Annotated in this window: 20 protein-coding genes; 7 read left to right on the top strand and 13 right to left on the bottom strand. The window is 73.4% G+C overall.

The annotated features are described in order from the left end of the window. Nucleotides 1-232 precede the first annotated feature (232 nt). The 4 genes from J2X36_RS21955 to J2X36_RS21940 form a co-directional block, all read right to left on the bottom strand. Nucleotides 233-2,377: a helicase-related protein gene (locus J2X36_RS21955; protein WP_310353755.1), complete on the bottom strand. Its 2,145-nt coding sequence runs from the start codon at nucleotides 2,375-2,377 to the stop codon at nucleotides 233-235. A gap of 215 nt (nucleotides 2,378-2,592) precedes the next feature. Next, the gene (locus J2X36_RS21950; RefSeq protein WP_132256174.1) at nucleotides 2,593-2,814 is read right to left on the bottom strand and encodes a hypothetical protein; all 222 of its coding nucleotides are present in this window, start codon (nucleotides 2,812-2,814) and stop codon (nucleotides 2,593-2,595) included. Nucleotides 2,815-2,873: 59 nt separating this feature from the next. Further along, nucleotides 2,874-3,083 (bottom strand): hypothetical protein, encoded by a 210-nt coding sequence (locus tag J2X36_RS21945; RefSeq protein ID WP_310353753.1) that lies wholly within the window; start codon nucleotides 3,081-3,083, stop codon nucleotides 2,874-2,876. A gap of 18 nt (nucleotides 3,084-3,101) precedes the next feature. Then, nucleotides 3,102-3,371 (bottom strand): hypothetical protein, encoded by a 270-nt coding sequence (locus tag J2X36_RS21940; protein ID WP_132256179.1) that lies wholly within the window; start codon nucleotides 3,369-3,371, stop codon nucleotides 3,102-3,104. A gap of 449 nt (nucleotides 3,372-3,820) precedes the next feature. Between J2X36_RS21940 and J2X36_RS21935 the strand changes: the two genes are divergently transcribed. Next, nucleotides 3,821-4,030 carry a cold-shock protein gene (locus J2X36_RS21935; protein ID WP_132256181.1) on the top strand — a complete coding sequence of 70 codons (210 nt, stop codon included), beginning with the start codon at nucleotides 3,821-3,823 and terminating at the stop codon, nucleotides 4,028-4,030. A gap of 101 nt (nucleotides 4,031-4,131) precedes the next feature. Then, nucleotides 4,132-4,494 carry a DUF6481 family protein gene (locus tag J2X36_RS21930; protein WP_132256184.1) on the top strand — a complete coding sequence of 121 codons (363 nt, stop codon included), beginning with the start codon at nucleotides 4,132-4,134 and terminating at the stop codon, nucleotides 4,492-4,494. 111 nt (nucleotides 4,495-4,605) lie between these two features. On the opposite strand, the gene hpxZ is transcribed toward J2X36_RS21930, so the two are convergent. The 7 genes from hpxZ to J2X36_RS21895 are packed head-to-tail and all read right to left on the bottom strand — an operon-like array spanning nucleotide 4,606 to nucleotide 12,240. Beyond that, the gene (hpxZ, locus tag J2X36_RS21925) at nucleotides 4,606-4,986 is read right to left on the bottom strand and encodes an oxalurate catabolism protein HpxZ (RefSeq protein WP_132256186.1); all 381 of its coding nucleotides are present in this window, start codon (nucleotides 4,984-4,986) and stop codon (nucleotides 4,606-4,608) included. A 9-nt stretch (nucleotides 4,987-4,995) separates the two neighbouring features. After that, nucleotides 4,996-6,402: an AtzE family amidohydrolase gene (locus tag J2X36_RS21920; protein WP_310353748.1), complete on the bottom strand. Its 1,407-nt coding sequence runs from the start codon at nucleotides 6,400-6,402 to the stop codon at nucleotides 4,996-4,998. Continuing rightward, entirely contained in the window at nucleotides 6,399-6,587 is a 189-nt protein-coding gene (locus J2X36_RS21915; RefSeq protein WP_132256189.1) for a DUF4089 domain-containing protein, read from the bottom strand. Before J2X36_RS21915 ends, J2X36_RS21920 begins: the two co-directional genes overlap by 4 nt. A gap of 27 nt (nucleotides 6,588-6,614) precedes the next feature. After that, nucleotides 6,615-7,568 carry a polysaccharide deacetylase gene (locus tag J2X36_RS21910; RefSeq protein ID WP_310353746.1) on the bottom strand — a complete coding sequence of 318 codons (954 nt, stop codon included), beginning with the start codon at nucleotides 7,566-7,568 and terminating at the stop codon, nucleotides 6,615-6,617. 53 nt (nucleotides 7,569-7,621) lie between these two features. Beyond that, the gene (locus J2X36_RS21905) at nucleotides 7,622-10,105 is read right to left on the bottom strand and encodes a branched-chain amino acid ABC transporter ATP-binding protein/permease (protein WP_310353743.1); all 2,484 of its coding nucleotides are present in this window, start codon (nucleotides 10,103-10,105) and stop codon (nucleotides 7,622-7,624) included. A gap of 4 nt (nucleotides 10,106-10,109) precedes the next feature. Then, the gene (locus tag J2X36_RS21900; RefSeq protein WP_132256194.1) at nucleotides 10,110-10,979 is read right to left on the bottom strand and encodes a branched-chain amino acid ABC transporter permease; all 870 of its coding nucleotides are present in this window, start codon (nucleotides 10,977-10,979) and stop codon (nucleotides 10,110-10,112) included. 22 nt (nucleotides 10,980-11,001) lie between these two features. Further along, nucleotides 11,002-12,240 (bottom strand): ABC transporter substrate-binding protein, encoded by a 1,239-nt coding sequence (locus J2X36_RS21895; RefSeq protein ID WP_310353741.1) that lies wholly within the window; start codon nucleotides 12,238-12,240, stop codon nucleotides 11,002-11,004. 226 nt (nucleotides 12,241-12,466) lie between these two features. Here J2X36_RS21895 and J2X36_RS21890 point away from each other — a divergent pair, with 226 nt between their 5' ends. After that, nucleotides 12,467-12,883 (top strand): nuclear transport factor 2 family protein, encoded by a 417-nt coding sequence (locus tag J2X36_RS21890; protein WP_310353738.1) that lies wholly within the window; start codon nucleotides 12,467-12,469, stop codon nucleotides 12,881-12,883. An 11-nt stretch (nucleotides 12,884-12,894) separates the two neighbouring features. Here the strand turns inward: J2X36_RS21890 and J2X36_RS21885 are convergent, their stop codons facing one another. Beyond that, nucleotides 12,895-13,596, bottom strand: a complete 702-nt coding sequence (locus J2X36_RS21885; RefSeq protein WP_132256199.1) for a GntR family transcriptional regulator — start codon at nucleotides 13,594-13,596, stop codon at nucleotides 12,895-12,897. Nucleotides 13,597-13,841: 245 nt separating this feature from the next. Here J2X36_RS21885 and J2X36_RS21880 point away from each other — a divergent pair, with 245 nt between their 5' ends. Next, entirely contained in the window at nucleotides 13,842-14,882 is a 1,041-nt protein-coding gene (locus J2X36_RS21880) for an alpha/beta hydrolase (RefSeq protein WP_310353735.1), read from the top strand. 28 nt (nucleotides 14,883-14,910) lie between these two features. Here J2X36_RS21880 and J2X36_RS21875 read toward each other — a convergent pair whose 3' ends face one another. After that, complete coding sequence (locus tag J2X36_RS21875; protein WP_310353733.1) at nucleotides 14,911-15,867, bottom strand: GlxA family transcriptional regulator; 957 nt, start codon at nucleotides 15,865-15,867, stop codon at nucleotides 14,911-14,913. A 117-nt stretch (nucleotides 15,868-15,984) separates the two neighbouring features. On the opposite strand from J2X36_RS21875, the gene J2X36_RS21870 reads away from it, so the two are divergent. From J2X36_RS21870 to J2X36_RS21860, 3 genes are all read left to right on the top strand, one after another. Further along, nucleotides 15,985-16,779, top strand: a complete 795-nt coding sequence (locus J2X36_RS21870; RefSeq protein ID WP_310353730.1) for an SDR family oxidoreductase — start codon at nucleotides 15,985-15,987, stop codon at nucleotides 16,777-16,779. Nucleotides 16,780-16,965: 186 nt separating this feature from the next. Further along, nucleotides 16,966-17,256 (top strand): hypothetical protein, encoded by a 291-nt coding sequence (locus J2X36_RS21865; RefSeq protein WP_310353727.1) that lies wholly within the window; start codon nucleotides 16,966-16,968, stop codon nucleotides 17,254-17,256. A gap of 40 nt (nucleotides 17,257-17,296) precedes the next feature. Continuing rightward, nucleotides 17,297-17,743, top strand: coding sequence for a 2Fe-2S iron-sulfur cluster-binding protein (locus J2X36_RS21860; protein ID WP_310353726.1), 447 nt, complete (start codon nucleotides 17,297-17,299; stop codon nucleotides 17,741-17,743). Nucleotides 17,744-17,793: the final 50 nt, after the last annotated feature.

The following is a 17,793-nucleotide window of genomic DNA, read 5'->3' as shown; positions in this document are numbered from 1 at the left end:
GGCCGTTAAACGCACCAGCGCCCATGGTACTGTGTCTCAAGACACGGGAGAGTCGGTCGCCGCCAGGCCTGCCAACAGCAGAACACACACCAACAACACAACACACATTCCCTCAGCACGATCACGCCGCACCCAACACCGAGACGGGCCGCTTCCCAACCGGGACGCGGCCCGTCTCGCGTTGCGGCGCCCCGTCGACGGGTCGCGACGGCGAGCCTTTCGGGTCCCGCCGTCACCGGGCTCCCGCTGCCCGGCGCGAGCGGCGCTCGACCTTGCGGGTGGCCGTCTCCCGGAGATGCTGTTCGATCATCCCGTTGGCGCGACCGCGCAGGTCGCGGATCGCGTCAAGGTCGTCGAACGTGTCGGGAAAGCGCCGCGACAGCCACAGATAGGCGCTCGCGAGCTTCACCGTGCGCTCCTGATAGTCGAGTTCGCCTCTCAGGTTCGCCCTCAGCGCGGGCACGGTCTGGCCTGAGGCCCGCATCTGCGTCCAGCGCTCCAGCACGCCCATCGCGACCTCGTCGCGTCGATCGATCGGACAGACGGAGAAGGCGAACTTCTCGTCGATCGGCAGGCGGGCGCGGTCGACCGCCCGCGCGACCTCCAGGATCTCCTCAAGCGCCGAGGGCTGGAAGGGGGATCCCGCGTAGAAGGTGGCGCGGGCGAAATGCGTCAGGACGTCGTGCAGCCTCTGCGTCTGCATCTCCTCGGCGACCGACCGGATCGCGATCAGGTCGGGCCGGACGAAGAACCGGGTGTCGGCGGCCGGCGCGGTCGGCGCCCCGCCGAGGGCTTTGCGCAGGGGCTCGATGCCCGTCTCGTCGGTGGCCGCCACGTAGCCCACCTCCTGGTGGCCGTAGCGCCCGGCCCGGCCTGCGATCTGCCGGATCTCGGAATGGGTGAGCGCGCGCTCCGAGACGCCGTCATACTTGCGCACGGCCGAGAACACGATCCGCTTCAGGGGGCCGAGATTGAGGCCCATGCCGATCGCGTCCGTCGTGACGAGCACGTTCGCCTCGCCCGAGCGGAACCGCGCGGCCTCCGCCCGCCGGACCTCCGGCGAGAGGGCGCCGTAGATCGTGGCGACGCTGTGCCCCCGCGCCACCAGGATCTCGCGGTTCTCGTGGACGGCCCGGCGCGAGAAGGCCACGACGGCGTCTCCCGGCTCGACCTTCTCCAGGGGGACGGGCTCCTCGAGCAGCAGGAGCGGCGACTTGCGCGCGAAGGGGATCACCTCGAGGGATTCGTCGGCGGCCTCGGCGGCGCGCCGGACAGAGGCGAGCGCGTCGTCCGAGCCGCAGACGATGACGGTCTTGGCCGGGATGCCGAAGAGGGCGTTCGTCCAGGCCCAGCCGCGGTCGGGATCGGCGAGCATCTGGATCTCGTCGATCACCGCGACGTCGACGGGGCGCGTCAGGTCGGCGGTCTCGATGGTGCGCGCGGTGTGGGTCGGGTTCGCCTCGCCCAGAACCTCCTCGCCCGTGACCATGCCGGCCCTGAGCCCGCGCTCCAGCAGGGTCTCGTAATTCTCGAGCGCCAGGAGGCGGAGCGGCGCGAGGTAGGTGCCGGTCTCCGCCCCGGTCAGCGCCTTCAGGGCCGCGTAGGTCTTGCCCGAGTTCGTCGGCCCCATGTGGAACAGGATGCGCCGGTTCATCCGGCGCGCGGCCGTGAAGGTCTCGATGTAGGCGCCGAACCCGACCCGGTCGCGCAGGCGCCGCAGCCGCGAATCCTCGCGCGCCACGGCCTTCGCCCGCTTGCGCACGGGCGCCAGGATCCCGCTCAAGGAGCGGTCGAGATTCTCGTCGAGATCGAACTGGCGCGAGCGTAAGGAGCGGTCCAGATGGGCGATGTAGGCGGAGGCATCGGCCCCGACCTCCACGAGGTCGAGGCGGATCTGCTCCCGGAGGCGCTCGACGGGCTTGCGCAGCGAGCGGCTCGCCTGCGCCGCGACCTCGCCGAGCGCCGCCCGCAACTCGTCGAGGCGCCAGGTCGGGTCGTTGCGGTGGGCCATGCCCTTGAGGACGTTGAGGGCTGCCGCATCGGGCGGCACGTCGATCCGCAGATCGAGGCGCCCGTCGTCGAGGAGCGGGACGGCGACCCGCAGGCTCCAGGTGATCGCGTGATCCTTCGACACCGCGGCCCTCAGGGCCGGCAGGGCCTTGCGGAGCGCCGCGACGCCCGTCTCGGCGAAGGTCCGGCTGGCCCTCATGTCGCGGAGCGCGCGCGCCACGCGCGCGTCCTGGACGTAGCCGCCGAATTCGGGCAGGCCGAGATGCGCGCGCAGGGCCTCGATGTCCACGGATCTCGGCGGCAGCCCGAGCCGCGCCACCGCCTCGATCAGGATCTCGATCGTGGAGGGGACGCGCTTGCGGGCCACGGGTCGACTCCTCGCCCTGCTCTCGGGTCAGGGCCGTGAACGGGACCGGGTGGGCGGCGCCTCACCGGCGACGGGAGCCGGTCCGCCGCGCAGCGCGCCCGAACCGGCAGCCGTGATCCCACCAACGGCGCCGTGCCGGGCGCGTTCCGGCAAAGGCGCTCCCGGTCGCGGGGCCTTGCGCGCCCGCGCGACGCCGTCCCGGCAGGCCGTCCGCGTCAGGCCTCGGCCTGAGCGGCCGCCTCGTTCTCCTCGGCGGGCTCGGGCCGGCTCGCGGCCTGCTGCGGCTCCGCGCGCGCGAAGGTCTTGCGCGGCCGGCTGAACGAGACCTTCTCCGGCTTCTCGACCGCGCCCGTCTGCTCGGCGATGCGCTTGGCCCGCGCGTTGAAGTCGCTCATCGAGATCGAGCGTGCGTTACCGGTCCGGTTGTCGTGGGCCATGGGGGCCTCCTGCTTCGCCGGATGCGGAGGCACCCGGTCGGGATTGGGTTCGGGCCGCGCTACGCGGATGGAAGCGACGCGCGGGAGGCCGCGGCGATCTCGCGCTCCCGCACCTCGCGGTCGTCGGCCTCGGTGCTGCGGATGGCGTAGCCGGGCTCCCCGCCCTCCTCCGGCAGCAGCCGCACGATCTCGTAGAGCCGGTTGGCGTTGCGCGCGGCCGCCTGGCTGCGAAGGCGCACGAACTGGCCGAGACGGAAGCGATGGGCCATGGATGCGCGCAACCGTCGTCAGGCGTTGCCGTGCTGGTCCCGCGAGGGCTTGGCTTCCGGCGCGGGGGAGCGGGTCACGGAGCGGATCAGCCGCTGCGGCCGGCCCGACTTCTGGGCGATCGCCTCGTCCTGGGCGGCGATCATCTCGCGGGCCGGGGCATCCCCGTCCAGACCACCGAGCACCTCCATGGGGACGCGGCGGTTGGATGCCTGCGAGCCGTCCTCGTAGACGACGTCGAACAGCACGGAGCCGCGTTCCAGCGGCTTGGACTTGATACGCTTGGCCATGGTTCTCGGAAGCCTGTGGCGGCACGACGACCGCTCTGAAAACAAGAACGGCCACTGGTGGCGGGAGGAGTGCGCTTACATCCGGCGTCACCCATTCCAGCACCGTGGCCGTTGCCGATCCAGCAACGCGAGACGTTGCGACCGGCGTGCAACGGATATGGCGCCGGAACCCCCGTTTCGCAATGGGAGAGCGAAAAACTTCTTCGCGCCACGGGCTGAAACCCCCGCTTACACCCTGATTTCACGCAGAATTTCGCGGTTTTCGGCCCAAGCTTGTAAGTATCGCCCGGATGCCTTAGATCTCCTGCATCGATCTTTGGCCAGATATCCGGCCGTTTCGCCCTTTGGGCGCGCGCTCTGCATCTCTTCCACATTTCGACGACCAGCGGCTCAGCGCGCATCCTGCGCGCTCGCGCCATTGACCAACCTGCTAAGATACGGAGCTCACCATGAGCACTGGCACTGTGAAGTGGTTCAACGAGACCAAGGGCTTCGGCTTCATCCAGCCCGATGACGGCGGCAAGGACGTGTTCGTCCACATCTCGGCCGTCGAGCGCTCCGGCATGCGCAACCTCGTCGAGGGCCAGAAGGTCGCCTACGAGATGGAGACCGATCGCCGCTCGGGCAAGCAATCGGCCGGGAACCTGAAGGCCGCCTGAGGCGTACCCTCGGCACCACCCTTGCGAAGCCGCTCCATCCGGGGCGGCTTCATCCATTTCCCGCCATCAGCGCCGCGCTGCTCTGGCCAGAAGGAATTTACGTGGGTCAATTCAAAGCCAATCCGCTCGTCGATCGTCTGGAAGCCGCCGCCAAGGCGCGCCAGGCCACGGTCGCCCGCTTCCGGGCCCGCCCGGCCGCCGACGATCCGGCGGTGCTCGCCCGCCAATCCGCCCGCCGCTCCATCATCGAGGCCCGTGAGGTCCGGGAGACCGAGCGGGAGCGGGCCCGTCTCGCCGCCGAGGCGCGGCGCGAGGCCGAGGCGCTCGCCGAGCTGGAGCGGCAGGAGGCCGAGCGCGTGCGCGAGGCCACCGAGCGGGCGGAGCGTCAGGCCGCCCTCGCCGCCGAGCAGAAGGCGGCCCGCGACGCGCGCTTCGCCGCCCGCAAGGCCCGGGCGCGGCGCTGATCCGCAAGCCGGCGGCCCGGCAGGCTCCGGGCCGGAACCGCGGCCCGGCGGCAGTCCCCGGGCCTCGCCGCCCGCGACGGCCGTTCCGTGCGGGCCGGCACCGGCCCGGCGTCACGCCTCGATGACGCTCACATGGGCCGCCACCACCCGCCAGCCCTCGGGAAAGCGAACCCAGCTCTGGCTCTGGCGGCCGATCCGGCCCGGCGCGCCCGAACGCCGGAACAGGGTCATCGCCGTGGCGAAGTCCCGGCCGTAGGTGGTCACGACCGTCTCCTCGAGGTCGCGCGCGAGCCCCTGCGGCGAGCGGGCCCGGCGGAAGGCGCGGATCGCCTCCATCCCGTAGAGATTCTCGGCCGCGCCGTAGCGGATCGTGCGGGCGTCGTCGTGGAAGAGCGCTTCCAGCGTCGCCACGTCGTTGCCGACGAGGGCGGCCTCGTAGCGGCGGAAGGCCGCCTCGACCTCCGCCTTCACCTCCGGATCGTCGATCTGCATGACGGCCTCTCAGTCGAGGGGGGCGACGAGCGCCCGCGCGACGCCCGCCCGCTCCAGGTGATGCGCCGCGCGCAGGGCGAGATCCTCCCGCCAGGGCGCCGCGATGACCTGCACGCCGAGCGGCAGGCCGCCGTCGAGCCGGACCGGCACCGCCACGACGGGCAGGCCGATGAAGGAGATCGGCTGGGTGTAGAGGCCGAGATTGGCCCGCACCGGAAGCTCGATCCCGTCGAGCACGAAGGTCTTCTGCCCGCCGCGCGGCGCCCGGCAGGGGGTGGCGGGCGCCAGGATCAGGTCGACGGAACCGAACAGGTCGAGCACGGCGGCGCGGTACCAGCGGCGGAAGCGCTGCGCCCGCTCCACGAAGGGGGCCGGGATCATCGCCCCGGCGATCAGGCGGTCGCGCACGGCCGGGTCGAACTCGCCCGCGCGGGTCCGCAGCCGGTCGAGATGGAGGGCCGCGCCCTCGGCGGCCGTGATCAGGTAGGCGGCGGCGCGCGCGCGCGCGGCCTCGGGGATCTCGACCTCCCCCGTCGCCCCGAGGGCGCGGGCGGCCAGCGCCACGGCGGCGAAGGCCTCGGGCTCGCCCATCCGCGCGAAATAGCCCCCGGCGACCGCGACGCGCAGGCCCGCCGCGCCCCGCTCGAACTCGGCCCCCACCGGCTCGGGCGGCCTGTCGGCCTGGGCCGGGTCGTCGGGGTCCGGCCCGAGCATCGCATCGTAGGCCAGCGCGAGGTCGCGCACGCTCCGCGCCATCGGGCCGACATGGTCGAGACTGCCGACGAAGGGGAAGCTGCCGGCCCGGCTCAGGCGCCCGTAGGTGGGCTTGAGGCCGAAGCAGCCGCAGAAGGCGCTGGGCACGCGGATCGAGCCGTTGGTGTCCGAGCCGAGGGCGAGCGGCACGAGGCCCGCCGCCACGGCCCCGCCCGAGCCGCCGGACGAGCCGCCGGACATGCGGGCGAGGTCGTGGGGGTTGTGCGTGTCGCCGTCGTGGATGTTCTCGCCGGTGAAGTCGTAGGCGTACTCGCCCATGTTGAGGCCGCCGAGGAGGATCGCGCCCGCGGCCTCGAGCCGGCGGACGAGGGCGGCGTCGCGCTCCGCCGGCGGGCGGTCCCGGTTGATCTTCGCCCCCGCCCGGGTCGGCAGGCCGGCGATGTCGAACAGGTTCTTGACCGCGACGGGCACGCCCGCGAGCGGCCCGAGCGCCTCGCCGGCGGCCCGTGCGCGGTCGAGGGCGTCGGCCCGGGCCAGCGCCCGCTCGGGCAGGATGTCCGTGAAGGCGTTCACCCGCGGGTCGACCCGCGCGATCCGCGCGAGCGCCGCCTCGGTGACGGCGCGGGCCCCGACCCGGCCGCCGGAGATAGCGGCGGCGATCTCGGAGGCCGGGGCGAGGCTCCAGTCCACGGCCGCGCTCATGCGGTGTAGACCGGCGCCGCCTCGGTCTCGTCGGGCAGCGGGAAGCCCTCGACCAGGGCCGCCGCCTCTCCGAGCACCCGCAGGTTGAAGGCGATGGAATCCGCCCAGGCCGGCTCGACCGGGATGCCGAGCCACTCGGCGGCCGCACGCGCGTAGTCCTCGCGGTTCGATGTCGGCTCGGGCATGGCTTCTCTCCTCGCTGAGGCCCTGGATCAGGCCAGAACGGCGGCGGCGTGCCCGGCGATCGCGCCGGGCGTCGTGATCCAGACGGCGTCGCGTCGCTCCGCGATGTGCCGGAGCGCCCGCCGCAGGGGGCGCAGCCGGTGGGGCTGGCCGACGATGTAGGGGTGGAGCGCGATGCCCATCACCAGCGGCGCCGCGCGGGACTGGTCCAGCATCTCCTCGAAGGTCTCGACGATCATCTCGGCGAAATGCGCGCCCGATTCCTTGCGGGCGACGATCGCCGGGATGTCGTTCAACTCCTGCGGGTAGGGCACCGAGAGGATGCGCCCGCCGCCGCGCGTCGCGAACCAGACCGGCTGGTCGTCGTGCGCCCAGTCGAGGAGGTAGCGGTAGCCGGCCTCGGCCAGGAGGTCCGGCGTCACCGGCGATTGCGAGATCCACGGCCCCAGCCAGCCCGCGGGCGCCCGGCCCTCCTCGCGCGCGATGACCGCCGTCGCCTCACGGATGAGGGCGCGCTCGCCCGCCTCGTCGAGGGAGCCCTGGCGCTCGGCGTTGGTGCGGCCATGCGCGACGATCTCGTCGCCCCGGGCGCGGAACGCCTCGATCAGGCCCGGGCAATCCCGGTAGAGGTTGCTGTTGGCCAGCACGCCGGCCGGCAGGGCGAGTTCGTCCAGCATGTCCCGGATGCGCCACGCGCCGACCCGGTTGCCCCAGTCCCGCCAGGCGTAGTTCAGGACGTCCGGCTGCGGCCCGCCCGGCGCGAGCTCGGCCCCGAGCCCCTCGCCGAAGGCGAAGGTCTCGAGGTTGAGCCCGAGATAGACGGCGAGGCGCTTCCCCCCCGGCCAGTCGTAGACCGGGCGGTCGGGCAGGGCGCTGTAGCCGTAGCGGCCGTGATCCGGGGCCGATCGGGGTTCTGAGTTCGGTCGGGGTTCCGAGTTCGGTCGGGGTTCCGAGTTCGGTCGGGGTTCCGAGTTCGGTCGCATGGGTGCTCCGCTGTCCGGCCGGCCCGCGGCCGCCGGGTGTCCGAGACGGGACATCAGGCCGCTCCGAGATAGGCCGCCTCCAGGCCCTTGTCGGCCTGGAGTTCGGCCGCGCTGCCCTCGGCGACGACGCGGCCCTGCTCCAGCACGTAGCCGCGGTCCGCGACGGTGAGGGCGAGCGCCGCCATCTGGTCGACGATCAGGATGGTGATGCCCCGGTCCCTCAGATCGGCCACCACGCCGTAGAGCGTGTTGATCATGGCGGGCGCGAGCCCGAGGGAGGGCTCGTCGAGGAGGAGGATGCGGGGCCGCGCCATCAGCCCGCGGGCGATGGCGAGCATCTGCTGCTCGCCGCCGGACAGGAGGCCCGCCCGGCTCCCGGCCCGCTCGCGCAGCCGCGGGAAGCGGTCGAGCAGGGCCTCGACCTCGGCCGGGTCGATCCGACCGCCCCGGCCGCGGGCGCCGAGGCGGATGTTCTCGATCACGGTGAGTTCCGGGAAGACCTGCCGCCCCTCCGGCACGAGGGCGAGGCCGAGGCGGGCGATGGCGTGGGCGGGAAGCTCCGCGACCGGCCGGTCCGCCAGGACGATGCTGCCCTGGACCGGCCGCAGCAGGCCCGAGAGGGCCCGCATCGCCGTCGACTTGCCGGCGCCGTTGGCGCCGAGCAGGGCCACCGTCTCCCCGGGCCGGACCGAGAGGGCGAGGTCGTCGAGCACCGGGGCCGCGCCGTAGCCCGCCCGGAGGCGGTGGCTCGCCAGGACCGGGTCGGCCGGCCCCTGCCAGGGGGCGGCGCGGGGCCGGGCCGGCGTCTCGGCGCCGCCGAGATAGGCGCGCAGCACGGCCGGGTCGCGGCGCACCTCGGCGGGCGCGCCCGTCGCGATCGGGCGGCCGGCATCCATCACGAGGATGTGGTCGGAGGTGCCCATCACGAGCGGCATGTCGTGCTCGACGAGGATGACCGCGACGCCGGATTCCGAGATGCGACGCAGGAGGCTGCCGATCCGGTCGGTGTCGGCCCGGGTCAGGCCGGCGGCGGGCTCGTCGAGGAGCAGCACCTTCGGGCCGCCCGCGAGCGCCCGGGCGATCTCGACGAGGCGCCGGTCGACATGCGGCAGCTCCGCGGCCGGCCGGTCGAGGGGGCCGGCATAGCCCGCGAAGGCGAGGAGGGCGGCGGCGTGTCCGGCATCCCCGGCGGTGCTCCGGCGCAGGAGGCTGCCGGGCGCGACCGCGAGCGCCACGTTGTCGAGGACGCTGAGCGAGCCGAACAGGCGCGTGGTCTGGTAGGTGCGGGCGATGCCGGCCCGGGCGATCGCGTGGGCTGGCGCGCCGGCGAGGTCGCGGCGGCCCAGGCGGATCGCGCCCGCATCCGGCCGGTAGAAGCCCGAGACCATGTTGAGGACAGTGGTCTTGCCGGCCCCGTTCGGGCCGATGAGGCTCGTGACCCGGCCCGCGGCGGCGGTGAGCGAGACCCCGTCCGCGGCGCGGATGCCGCCGAAGCTGATGCCGAGCCCCTCGATCACGAGAGGCTCGCCGTCCTCCCGGCGGGGGAGGGCGGACCCGTCGCCGGCCGTCGGCGCGCGCGCGTCCGCCGCGCGGGGGAGGAGCCTCGCCAGCGTCCCGACGATTCCGGCCGGCACCAGCCACAGCACCACGAGGGTCGTCAGCCCGAAGAAGATGAGCCGGTACTCGGCGAGGCCGGCGAGGAGCTCCGGCAGGAGCACGGTGACGAGGGCGCCGCAGAGCGGCCCGAGCACGGTGCCGGCCCCCCCGACCACGACGGAGAGCACGAACAGGATCGATTGCGAGAACGGGAAGGAGCTCGGGGCGATGAACAGCATCAGGGGCGGCAGCACCGCCCCTGCGAGCCCGGTGAGGCCGGCGGAGATCGCGAAGGCCGCCGTCTTCACCCGCACCGGGTCGAAGCCGAGGGAGGCCGCCGCCGCCTCCGAATCGCGCACGGCCCGCATCGCGCGGCCGAGCCGGGCGAGGCGCAGGCGGTGGAACCCGTAGAGGCTGAGGCCCGCCCCGAGGACCGAGAGGATCGCGAGGCCCCGCTCCGCCAGCGCCTCGCCGAACAGGACCGGGCCGGCCGTGATCACGAGCCCGTTCTGGCCGCCCGTGAGCGCCCCGCCCTCGACGAGCCCGTGCTCCACGAGGAAGCCGAAGGCGATCGTCATCATGGCGAGGTAGGGCCCCTTCACCCGCATGGCGGGCACGGCGAGGAGCGCGCCGACGAGGGCGGTGAGGAGGCCGGCGGCGGGCAGCGCCAGCCAGAAGCTGAGCCCGGAGAGCGTCAGGATCGCGCTCGCATAGGCCCCGAGCGCGTAGAAGCCCGCATGCCCGAAGGAGATCAGGCCCGCCAGCCCGAGCAGCACGTTGAGGCCGGTGCCGGCCACGACGGTCAGCGCGACGAGCGCGATGACGAAGTGGGTGTAGCCCTGGCTCAGGGCCACGAGGCCGAGCCCCGCGGCGGTGAGGGCGAGGATCGCGAGCGGCATCGCGGCGGGCGCGCGCAGCGGGTGGCGCTTCGGGTGGAGCATGGGCTCAGACCTTGTTGACCGCCGCCCGGCCGAGGAGCCCGTCCGGACGGAGCGCCAGCGCCAGGATGATCACCGAGAAGACGACGATCTGCGTGTAGGTGGAGCCGAGCGTCGCCGTGACGCCGGCCTCGACGAGCCCGTAGAGCAGGCCGGCGAGCACCACGCCCGTGGCCGAGCCGATGCCGCCGAGGATCGCGACCGCGAAGGCCTTGATGCCGAACAAGGCGCCCATCTCGGCCGAGACCGAGAAGAGCGGCGCGATCAGGAGCCCGGCCGCGCCCGCCAGCAGCCCCGAGAGGGCGAAGGCGCAGGCCACGGTGCGGCGGACGTCGATGCCCATCAGCCGGGCGGCGTCGGCGTTCTGCGCGACCGCGAGCAGCACCCGCCCGAGATCGGTGCCGCGGAACACGGCCCGCAGCGCCAGGGACGCGGCGATCCCGACGACCGGGATCACGATCTGCAGGGGGTAGATGCCGGCGCCGAGCACCTCGATGGGGCTCGCCACCAGGGCGGAGGGGAGGCTGCGCGGCTCCTTGCCGAAGGTGAAGAGCAGGGCGTTGTCGAGGATGATGCCCCCCGCCACGGTGGCGAGCAGCCACGCGTCGGAGCCGCGCTCCACGAAGGGCCGCACCAGGATCCGCTCGACGACGAGGCCGAGGAGCGCGCAGCCGAGGAGCGCGCCCGCCACCGCCAGCGGCATCGGCCAGCCGAGGCCGACCGCCAGCCAGTAGCCGAGCACCGCCCCGAGGGTGACGGCGCTCCCCTGCGCGAAGTTGACAGTCCCGGAGACCGCGTAGGTGATGTGGAAGCCGAGCGCGATCAGCCCGTACATGCTGCCGAGGCCGAGGCCGCTGACGAGGACGCTGGTCAGCATGGGCGTGCCCTCCGGGCGCCGGTCACTGCGTCACCGCGACGATCTCGCCGTTCTGGAAGCGCGTGAAGACGTAGTCCTGGGGGCCGAGCGCGTCGTGCCGGCCCGGCGCGAAGGGCGCCTCGTAGGTCTTGATCAGGCCCGGATAGGTCGCGATCCGGTAGAAGCCGTCGCGGACCTTGGGTCCCTCGGTGGAGCCCGCCGCCGCGATCGCCAGCGCGATCAGGTGCGTGGCGTCGTAGGCGTTGGCGATGCCGACCGCGGGGGTAACGTCCGCCATCGACTTGATGGCCGGGTATTTCGCCTTCAGCGCCGCGAGCACGGCCTTGGCCTTGGGCGCCTCGTTGCCCGCGAAGGTGAAGGTCTGGATGAAATGGACCTTGGCGGCGCTCGGGCCGGCGAGCTCGTCGAAGCGCCCGCCCGCCGGTCCCCAATGCGAGATCACCGGCACGCTCCAGCCCATCCGGTCGAGGGACTTCACCACCTGGGCGGAGGGGCCGACATTGCCGACGAGGAACAGGGCGTCGGCGCCCGCCTCCCGGAGGCGGGTGAGCTGGGGCACCATGTCGACGTCGTTCGCCTCGTATTTCTCGATGCCCGCGGCCGGCAGGCTCGCCGCCTTCAGGGCGGCCACGAGGCCCTGCTGGTTCGATTCGCCCCAGGCGTTGTTGACGAGGATCATGCCCGGCTTCTTCGCGCCGTAGGTCTTCACCGCGTAGGCGACGAGGGCCTCGTCGACGAGGGCGTCCACGGCCGAGACCCGGAAGGCGTAATTGTCCGCCGCGCCGTTGCGGGTGATGCCGGTGCCCGCCGCCCAGGGGCCGACGAAGGGCACCTTCATCTGGTTGGCGATGGGGACGATCGCCATCGAGACCGGGGTGTCGAGGCCGCCGATGAGGGCGGCGACGCCGGCGCGCTGGATCAGCTCGCGGGCGGCGAGCACGCCCTTCGAGGGATTGGCCTCGTCGTCGCGGGCCACGAGCTCCAGGGGGCGCCCGAGCACGCCGCCCTTCGCGTTGATCTCGTCGATGGCGAGCCCGATGCCGCGGGAGATCGCCTCCCCCGACTTCGCCGACTGGCCGCTGAGGGCGGTGACGAGGCCGATCCGCACCGGCTCCGCGGCCCGGCTCGGCCCGAGCGGCGCGAGGCCCGCGAGGAGCGACAGGAGCGCGAGGCGGCCGAAGCCGGCGCGCGTCGGGCGGAGAGCCTGGAGGCGGACGGATCGGAGCGAGAGGTTTCGGAGGGCGAGATTTCGGAGGGACATGGCGGTTCGGTCTCCGGCGGGGCTGGGGAGCGATCCGCAACGCCCATGCCATCAGAGTACAGCCGGATTTCCCCCTGTCATGGCCCATCGCGTGCAGGCACCGCACAAAATGTGCACACTTCCGCTAAAAACTGCATACACTTTTCGCAGGCGGAGCCGCCGGCTTCCTGGCAGGCTCGTCCGGCACCGCCGAGGGCGCGTGTCGAGGAACCGGAGCCCACGAATCATGAGCCAGGACATTGCCGCCGACGCGGCGCGGGAGGCGGCCGCGATCGTCACCGCCTATCTCGAAGCCTCGATGGTCCCCGACCCGGAGACGGCCGCCCGCTACATGGCGCCGGACCTCGAGATCGTCTTCACGGGGGCCCGGCGCTTCCGGCATCCGCGGGAGGTCACCGCCTTCAACGCGGGCCGCTACGCCTGGGTGAAGAAGCGCATGGAGCGCCTCGACGTGGTGCCGGCGCAGGGGGAGACCACGGTCTACAGCCTCGGCACGCTCTACGGCGCGTGGCCGGACGGGACCGCCTTCGAGGGCAACCGCTACGTCGACCGCTTCACCGTCCGCGACGGGCTGATCCGGTCGATGGAGGTCTGGAACGACAGCGCCGAGCGCCTGCTGACCCGGGCCGGCCTCGCCGACTGAGCCGCGCGCGCTCAGCGTTCGACGTAGGGCGCCAGCCGCCGGACGAGGTCGGCGTCGCGCAGGGGCGCGGCGGCGATCCGCGCCCGCTCGGCCACGGCGTCGAGATGGTGGTCCATCAGCGCGCCCGCCCGCGCGGCGTCGCCCTCCGCCAGCGCGGCGACGATGGCCCGGTGCTCGCTCACCGCGCAATCCGACGAGTGCGGGCGGGCGTAGAGGGACAGGATGAGCGCGCAGCGATAGCCGAGCTCGGCCACGTAGCGCCGGAGCACGGCGCTGCCCGTCATCTCCGCGAGCAGGAGGTGGAACTCGGTCGCAAGGCGGATCGAGGTCGCCTCCGGGCCGCCCGCCGCCGCCTCCTCGCCCGCGATATGGGCGTCGAGGGTCGCCATCTGCTCGGCGCCGAGGCGCCCGGCCAAGCGGGCCACGACGAGGCGCTCGAGCCCGATCCGGACGTCGAAGGCGTCCCGCGCCTCCTCCCAGCTCGGCGTCGCCACGACCGCGATCCGGTTGCGGCGCAGCTCGACCAGCCCCTCGGCGGCGAGCTGGCCGAGGGCTTGGCGGGCGATGGTGCGGCTGACGCCGAAGCGTTCGCCCAGCGCATCCTCGGGCAGCCGGTCGCCCGGCGCCAGCGCCCGCTCCACGATGGCGCGCCGGAGCGACCGGCAGATCGCGCCGACCCGGTCCGTCGCGTCGCGTCGTCTCTCATCGTTCATGCAGGACCTGCCCCGGCCGCGACCGCACCATCCTCCCGCCGGCGAGGCCCGCTGGGCGGCCGGAGGAGGGGCGCGCCGCCGTACAGGCACGGACGGGAGAGGAAAGCTAGACCGTACGGAGGCAAGTTCGAAGCCGGATGCGGGGATCGGCCCGGACGGGCAGGCCCCGCCGGGCCGGATCGTCGCGCTTCCGCCGCACTGACCTGCTCCAACCGGGCCGAGCCCTCATCCCCGGAGCCCCCGCCGTGTCCCCACTCGTTCGCAGGCGAGCCTCCCGGCGCGCGGTGCGCCGGCTCTCCTCCGGCCTCGCCTCGATCCTGAAGGCGACCGCCCAGTTCGGCGAGGCCGCGTCCCGCCAGGGGCAGAAGACGCTCCGCGAGGCCCGGAAGACGGTGAAGCCGCCGCGGGAGCCGGCCCCGGGCCGGGCGCCGGGCCGCTTCGTCGAGATCGACGGCCTGCGCGTCCACTACATCGCGCGGGGCCGGGGGCGCCCCGTGGTGCTGATCCACGGCAACGGGACGATGGCGGAGGATTTCGCCATCAGCGGGCTCCTCGACCAGCTCGCCGAGCGCTACCGGGTCATCGCGATCGACCGGCCCGGCTTCGGCCACACGGAGCGGCCGCGCCACCGGATCTGGACGGCCGCCGCCCAGGCGCGGCTCGTCGAGCGCGTGCTCGATCAGCTCAACGTGCGCAATCCCGTCATCCTCGGCCATTCCTGGGGCACCATCGTCTCGCTGGCCCTCGCGACGCGGGCGGGGCGGGACCTGCGCGGCCTCGTCCTCCTGTCCGGGTTCTACTATCCGGCGCGGCGCGCCGACGTGGCGATGATCACGCCCCTGGCCATACCGGGGGTGGGCGACGCCGTCCGATCCCTGATGCCCAGCACGATCGGCCATCTGCTCGCGCCGCACGTCTTCCGCCACGTCTTCAAGCCGCAGGCCGTGCCCGCCCGGTTCAAGGCCCGCTTCCCGGTCGGGATCTCGGTCCACCCGACGCAGGCCCGCGCCAGCGCGGAGGACACCGCCACCATGAACGCGGCGGTCGCCCTGCTGCAGGACCATTACGCCGATCTGCGGCTGCCGGTCGCGATCCTCAGCGGCGACGCGGACGCGGTCGTCGATCCCGCCGAGCAGTCGCAGCGCCTGCATGGGGCGGTCGCGGGCAGCACGCTGACGATCCTGCCCGGTCAGGGGCACATGATCCACTACGCGGCCCGCGCCAAGATCGGGCGGGCGGTGGACGCCGTGATGGCCGCGCGGGCCAAGAGCCTGCACTGGCTCTGAGCCGGGCGGCCCGCCCGGACGATCCGCCTCACGCGGCGGAGGCCGCGCCGCCCTCGATCAGGCGCAGGCTGCGGCGCAGGCTCTGGGGCGGCTGGCCGAAGAAGCGCAGGAAGGCGCGGCGCATCCGGTCGCGGTCGGCAAAGCCCGTGTCCCGGGCGACGACGTCCATCGTGTGGCGCCCCTCCTCGAGCATGACCTGCGCCGCTTCGAGCCGCAGCCGCTCGACGGCCTTGGCCGGCGACTGGCCGGTCTCCTCCCGGAAGAGGCGGCTGAACTGGCGCGGGCTGAGGCTGGCGGCCTCCGCGAGCTCCTCCACGGTGAGCGGGTTGCGCAGGTGCTCCTTGGCGTAGAGCAGCGCGCGGCGGACGCGGTCCGAGCGGGGCTCCAATTCGAGGAGGGCCGAGAATTGCGACTGCCCGCCCGGGCGGCGGTGATAGACGACGAGCTTGCGCGCCACCGCGCGCGACAGAGCCGCGCCGTGATCGTCCTCGATCAGGGCCAGGGTCAGGTCGATCGCCGCGCTCATCCCCGCCGAGGTCCAGACATTGCCGTCGGAGGCGAAGATGCGGTCGTCGTCGACGCGGGCGAGGGGGAAGCGTTCCTGCAGGTCGCGGGCATGGGCCCAGTGCGTGGTGGCCGTGCGGCCGTCGAGGAGGCCGGCCTCGGCGAGGGCGAAGGCGCCCGTGCAGAGCCCCGCGACGCGCCGGCTCTGCCGGCCCGCCCCGGCGACGTAGTCGCGCAGCGCCGGCGTGAGCGGGCGGGGCAGCAATTCCCCGACGACCATCAGCGTGTCGGGGAAGTCGGTCAGCGGGACGGTCTCGATCCGGATGCCGAGCGAGGAGCGGACCGTCCCGCCCCGCTCGGACATCACGGTCAGGCGGTAGGCCTCCTCCCCGAGGGCGACGTTGGCGAACTCGAAGGCCGACAGGGCGGCCATGCCCATGACCTGGAATCCGTCCTCGAGGATGAACCCGACCTGCCGCACCGGCCCCTCCCGACGTGATGTCCTGATTTGACGGGTTTACGTCATTTCGGACATTGCCGTCCAGCCCTAGGGTTCCCGCATCGCCAACCGGCCACGCCTTCGGGAAAGGGCACGCCCATGACCACACAGCAGGGAACCGTCCTCGTCACCGGCGCCTCCTCCGGGATCGGGGCCGTCTACGCCGACCGCTTCGCCGGGCGCGGCCACGACCTCGTCCTCGTCGCCCGCAACCGCGAGCGCCTCGAGGCCGTGGCCGAGACGCTGCGCCGCCGCCACGGCGTCGCGGTCCGGACCGTCGCGGCCGATCTCGCGAGCCGGGCGGGGCTCGCCGAGGTCGAGGCGATCCTGAGCACCGACGCGCGCATCACGCATCTCGTCAACAATGCGGGCTTCGGCAGCGCCGCGCCGCTCGCCTCGGCCTCGGTCGACGAGATGGAGCGGATGATCGCCATCAACGTCACCGCGCCGATGCGCCTGACCTACGCGGCCGTGCCGGCCTTCCGGGCGCGCGGCGCGGGCACGGTCATCAACATCGCCTCGATCGTCGCCATCGGCCCGGAAGTGCTCAACGGGGTCTATGGCGGCTCGAAATCCTTCGTCCTCGCCTTCAGCCACGCCCTGCGCAAGGAACTCGACGGCACCGGCGTCGCGGTGCAGGTGGTGCTGCCCGGCGCGACCGGGACGGAGTTCTGGGACATCGCGGGGCTTCCCGCCAGCAACCTTCCGGCGGATTGGGTGATGTCGGCCGAGGATCTCGTCGACGCCGCCCTCGTCGGGCTCGACCGGGGCGAGTTCGCCACCGTGCCCTCCCTGCGCGACGCCGCCGAGTGGGAGGCCTGGGAGGCCGCCCGCCGGACCATGCTGCCGCACCTGTCCAGCGCCCGGCCGGCCGAGCGCTACCGCACCGCCTAGGCCCGCGCCCTTGGCCGGCGCCGCCCCGCGCGCGATGTTCCGGCTCGGCCGGCATCGCGGCGGCGGCCCCACCGGACGGTTCGGCACGGTTCCGGTCGGAAGGCCGCCCGCGCGGGGCAGATGGCCCGCCTCTGGCTTGCGGCCGGGCAGCGGCGCGGATCGCGAGGTCCGCTGAAGGGAACAGCGATGCTCGACATCGGCGTTGTGGCCATCCCCGATCCGAAGCCGATGTCGCTCCCGGCCCTCGCCGTGCTCCGGACCGCGAGCACGGTCGCGGGCAGCCCGGCCGACAACCTGCGCCTGATCTCGGAGGCGGGCGGCCTCGTCCCGATCCAGGCCGGCTCCGCCCTCGCTCCGGAGCCGAGGGGCGAGGCGGCCGTTCGGCCGGGCCGTCCAGGCGGAGGTCGCGCACGCGCCCGAGGGCATGTCCGAAATCGCCGTGTTTATGACGTTTGCGACATGGCCCGCCTTCCCTAAGCAGGTTGTTCGCTCTGCACCGAACCGGAGGGACGCAATCATGGTGACGCTCACGGTCAACGATCGCCGGCACTCGGTCGACGCCGAGCCGGACACGCCGCTCCTCTTCGTCCTGCGCGACACGCTGGGCCTGACCGGCACCAAGTACGGCTGCGGCATCGGCCAGTGCGGGGCCTGCACCATCCTCCTCGACGGGCAGGCGGTGCGCTCCTGCCAGGTGCCGGTCGAGAGCGTGGGCGCGCAATCCGTCACCACCATCGAGGCGATCGAGCAGGATCCGGTCGGCGCCCGGGTGGTCTCGGCCTGGATCGGCATCGAGGTGCCGCAATGCGGCTATTGCCAGTCCGGGCAGGTCATGGCCGCGACGGGCCTCCTCAAGGAGAACCCGAGGCCGAGCGAGGGCGACATCGCCGCCGCGATGACCAACCTGTGCCGCTGCGGCACCTACAACGTCGTCGCCGCGGCCGTGCGGCGGGCCGCGGCCTGAGGGGAGGGCGCCATGAACGGCCTCACGATGAACGACCTCACGATGAACGA

This window comes from Methylobacterium sp. BE186, from assembly GCF_031457035.1.
GTDB classification, from domain to species: Bacteria; Pseudomonadota; Alphaproteobacteria; order Rhizobiales; family Beijerinckiaceae; genus Methylobacterium; species Methylobacterium segetis.
Note: the sequence above shows the minus strand (reverse complement) of the source record. Positions and strands in the feature narration are given on the sequence as shown.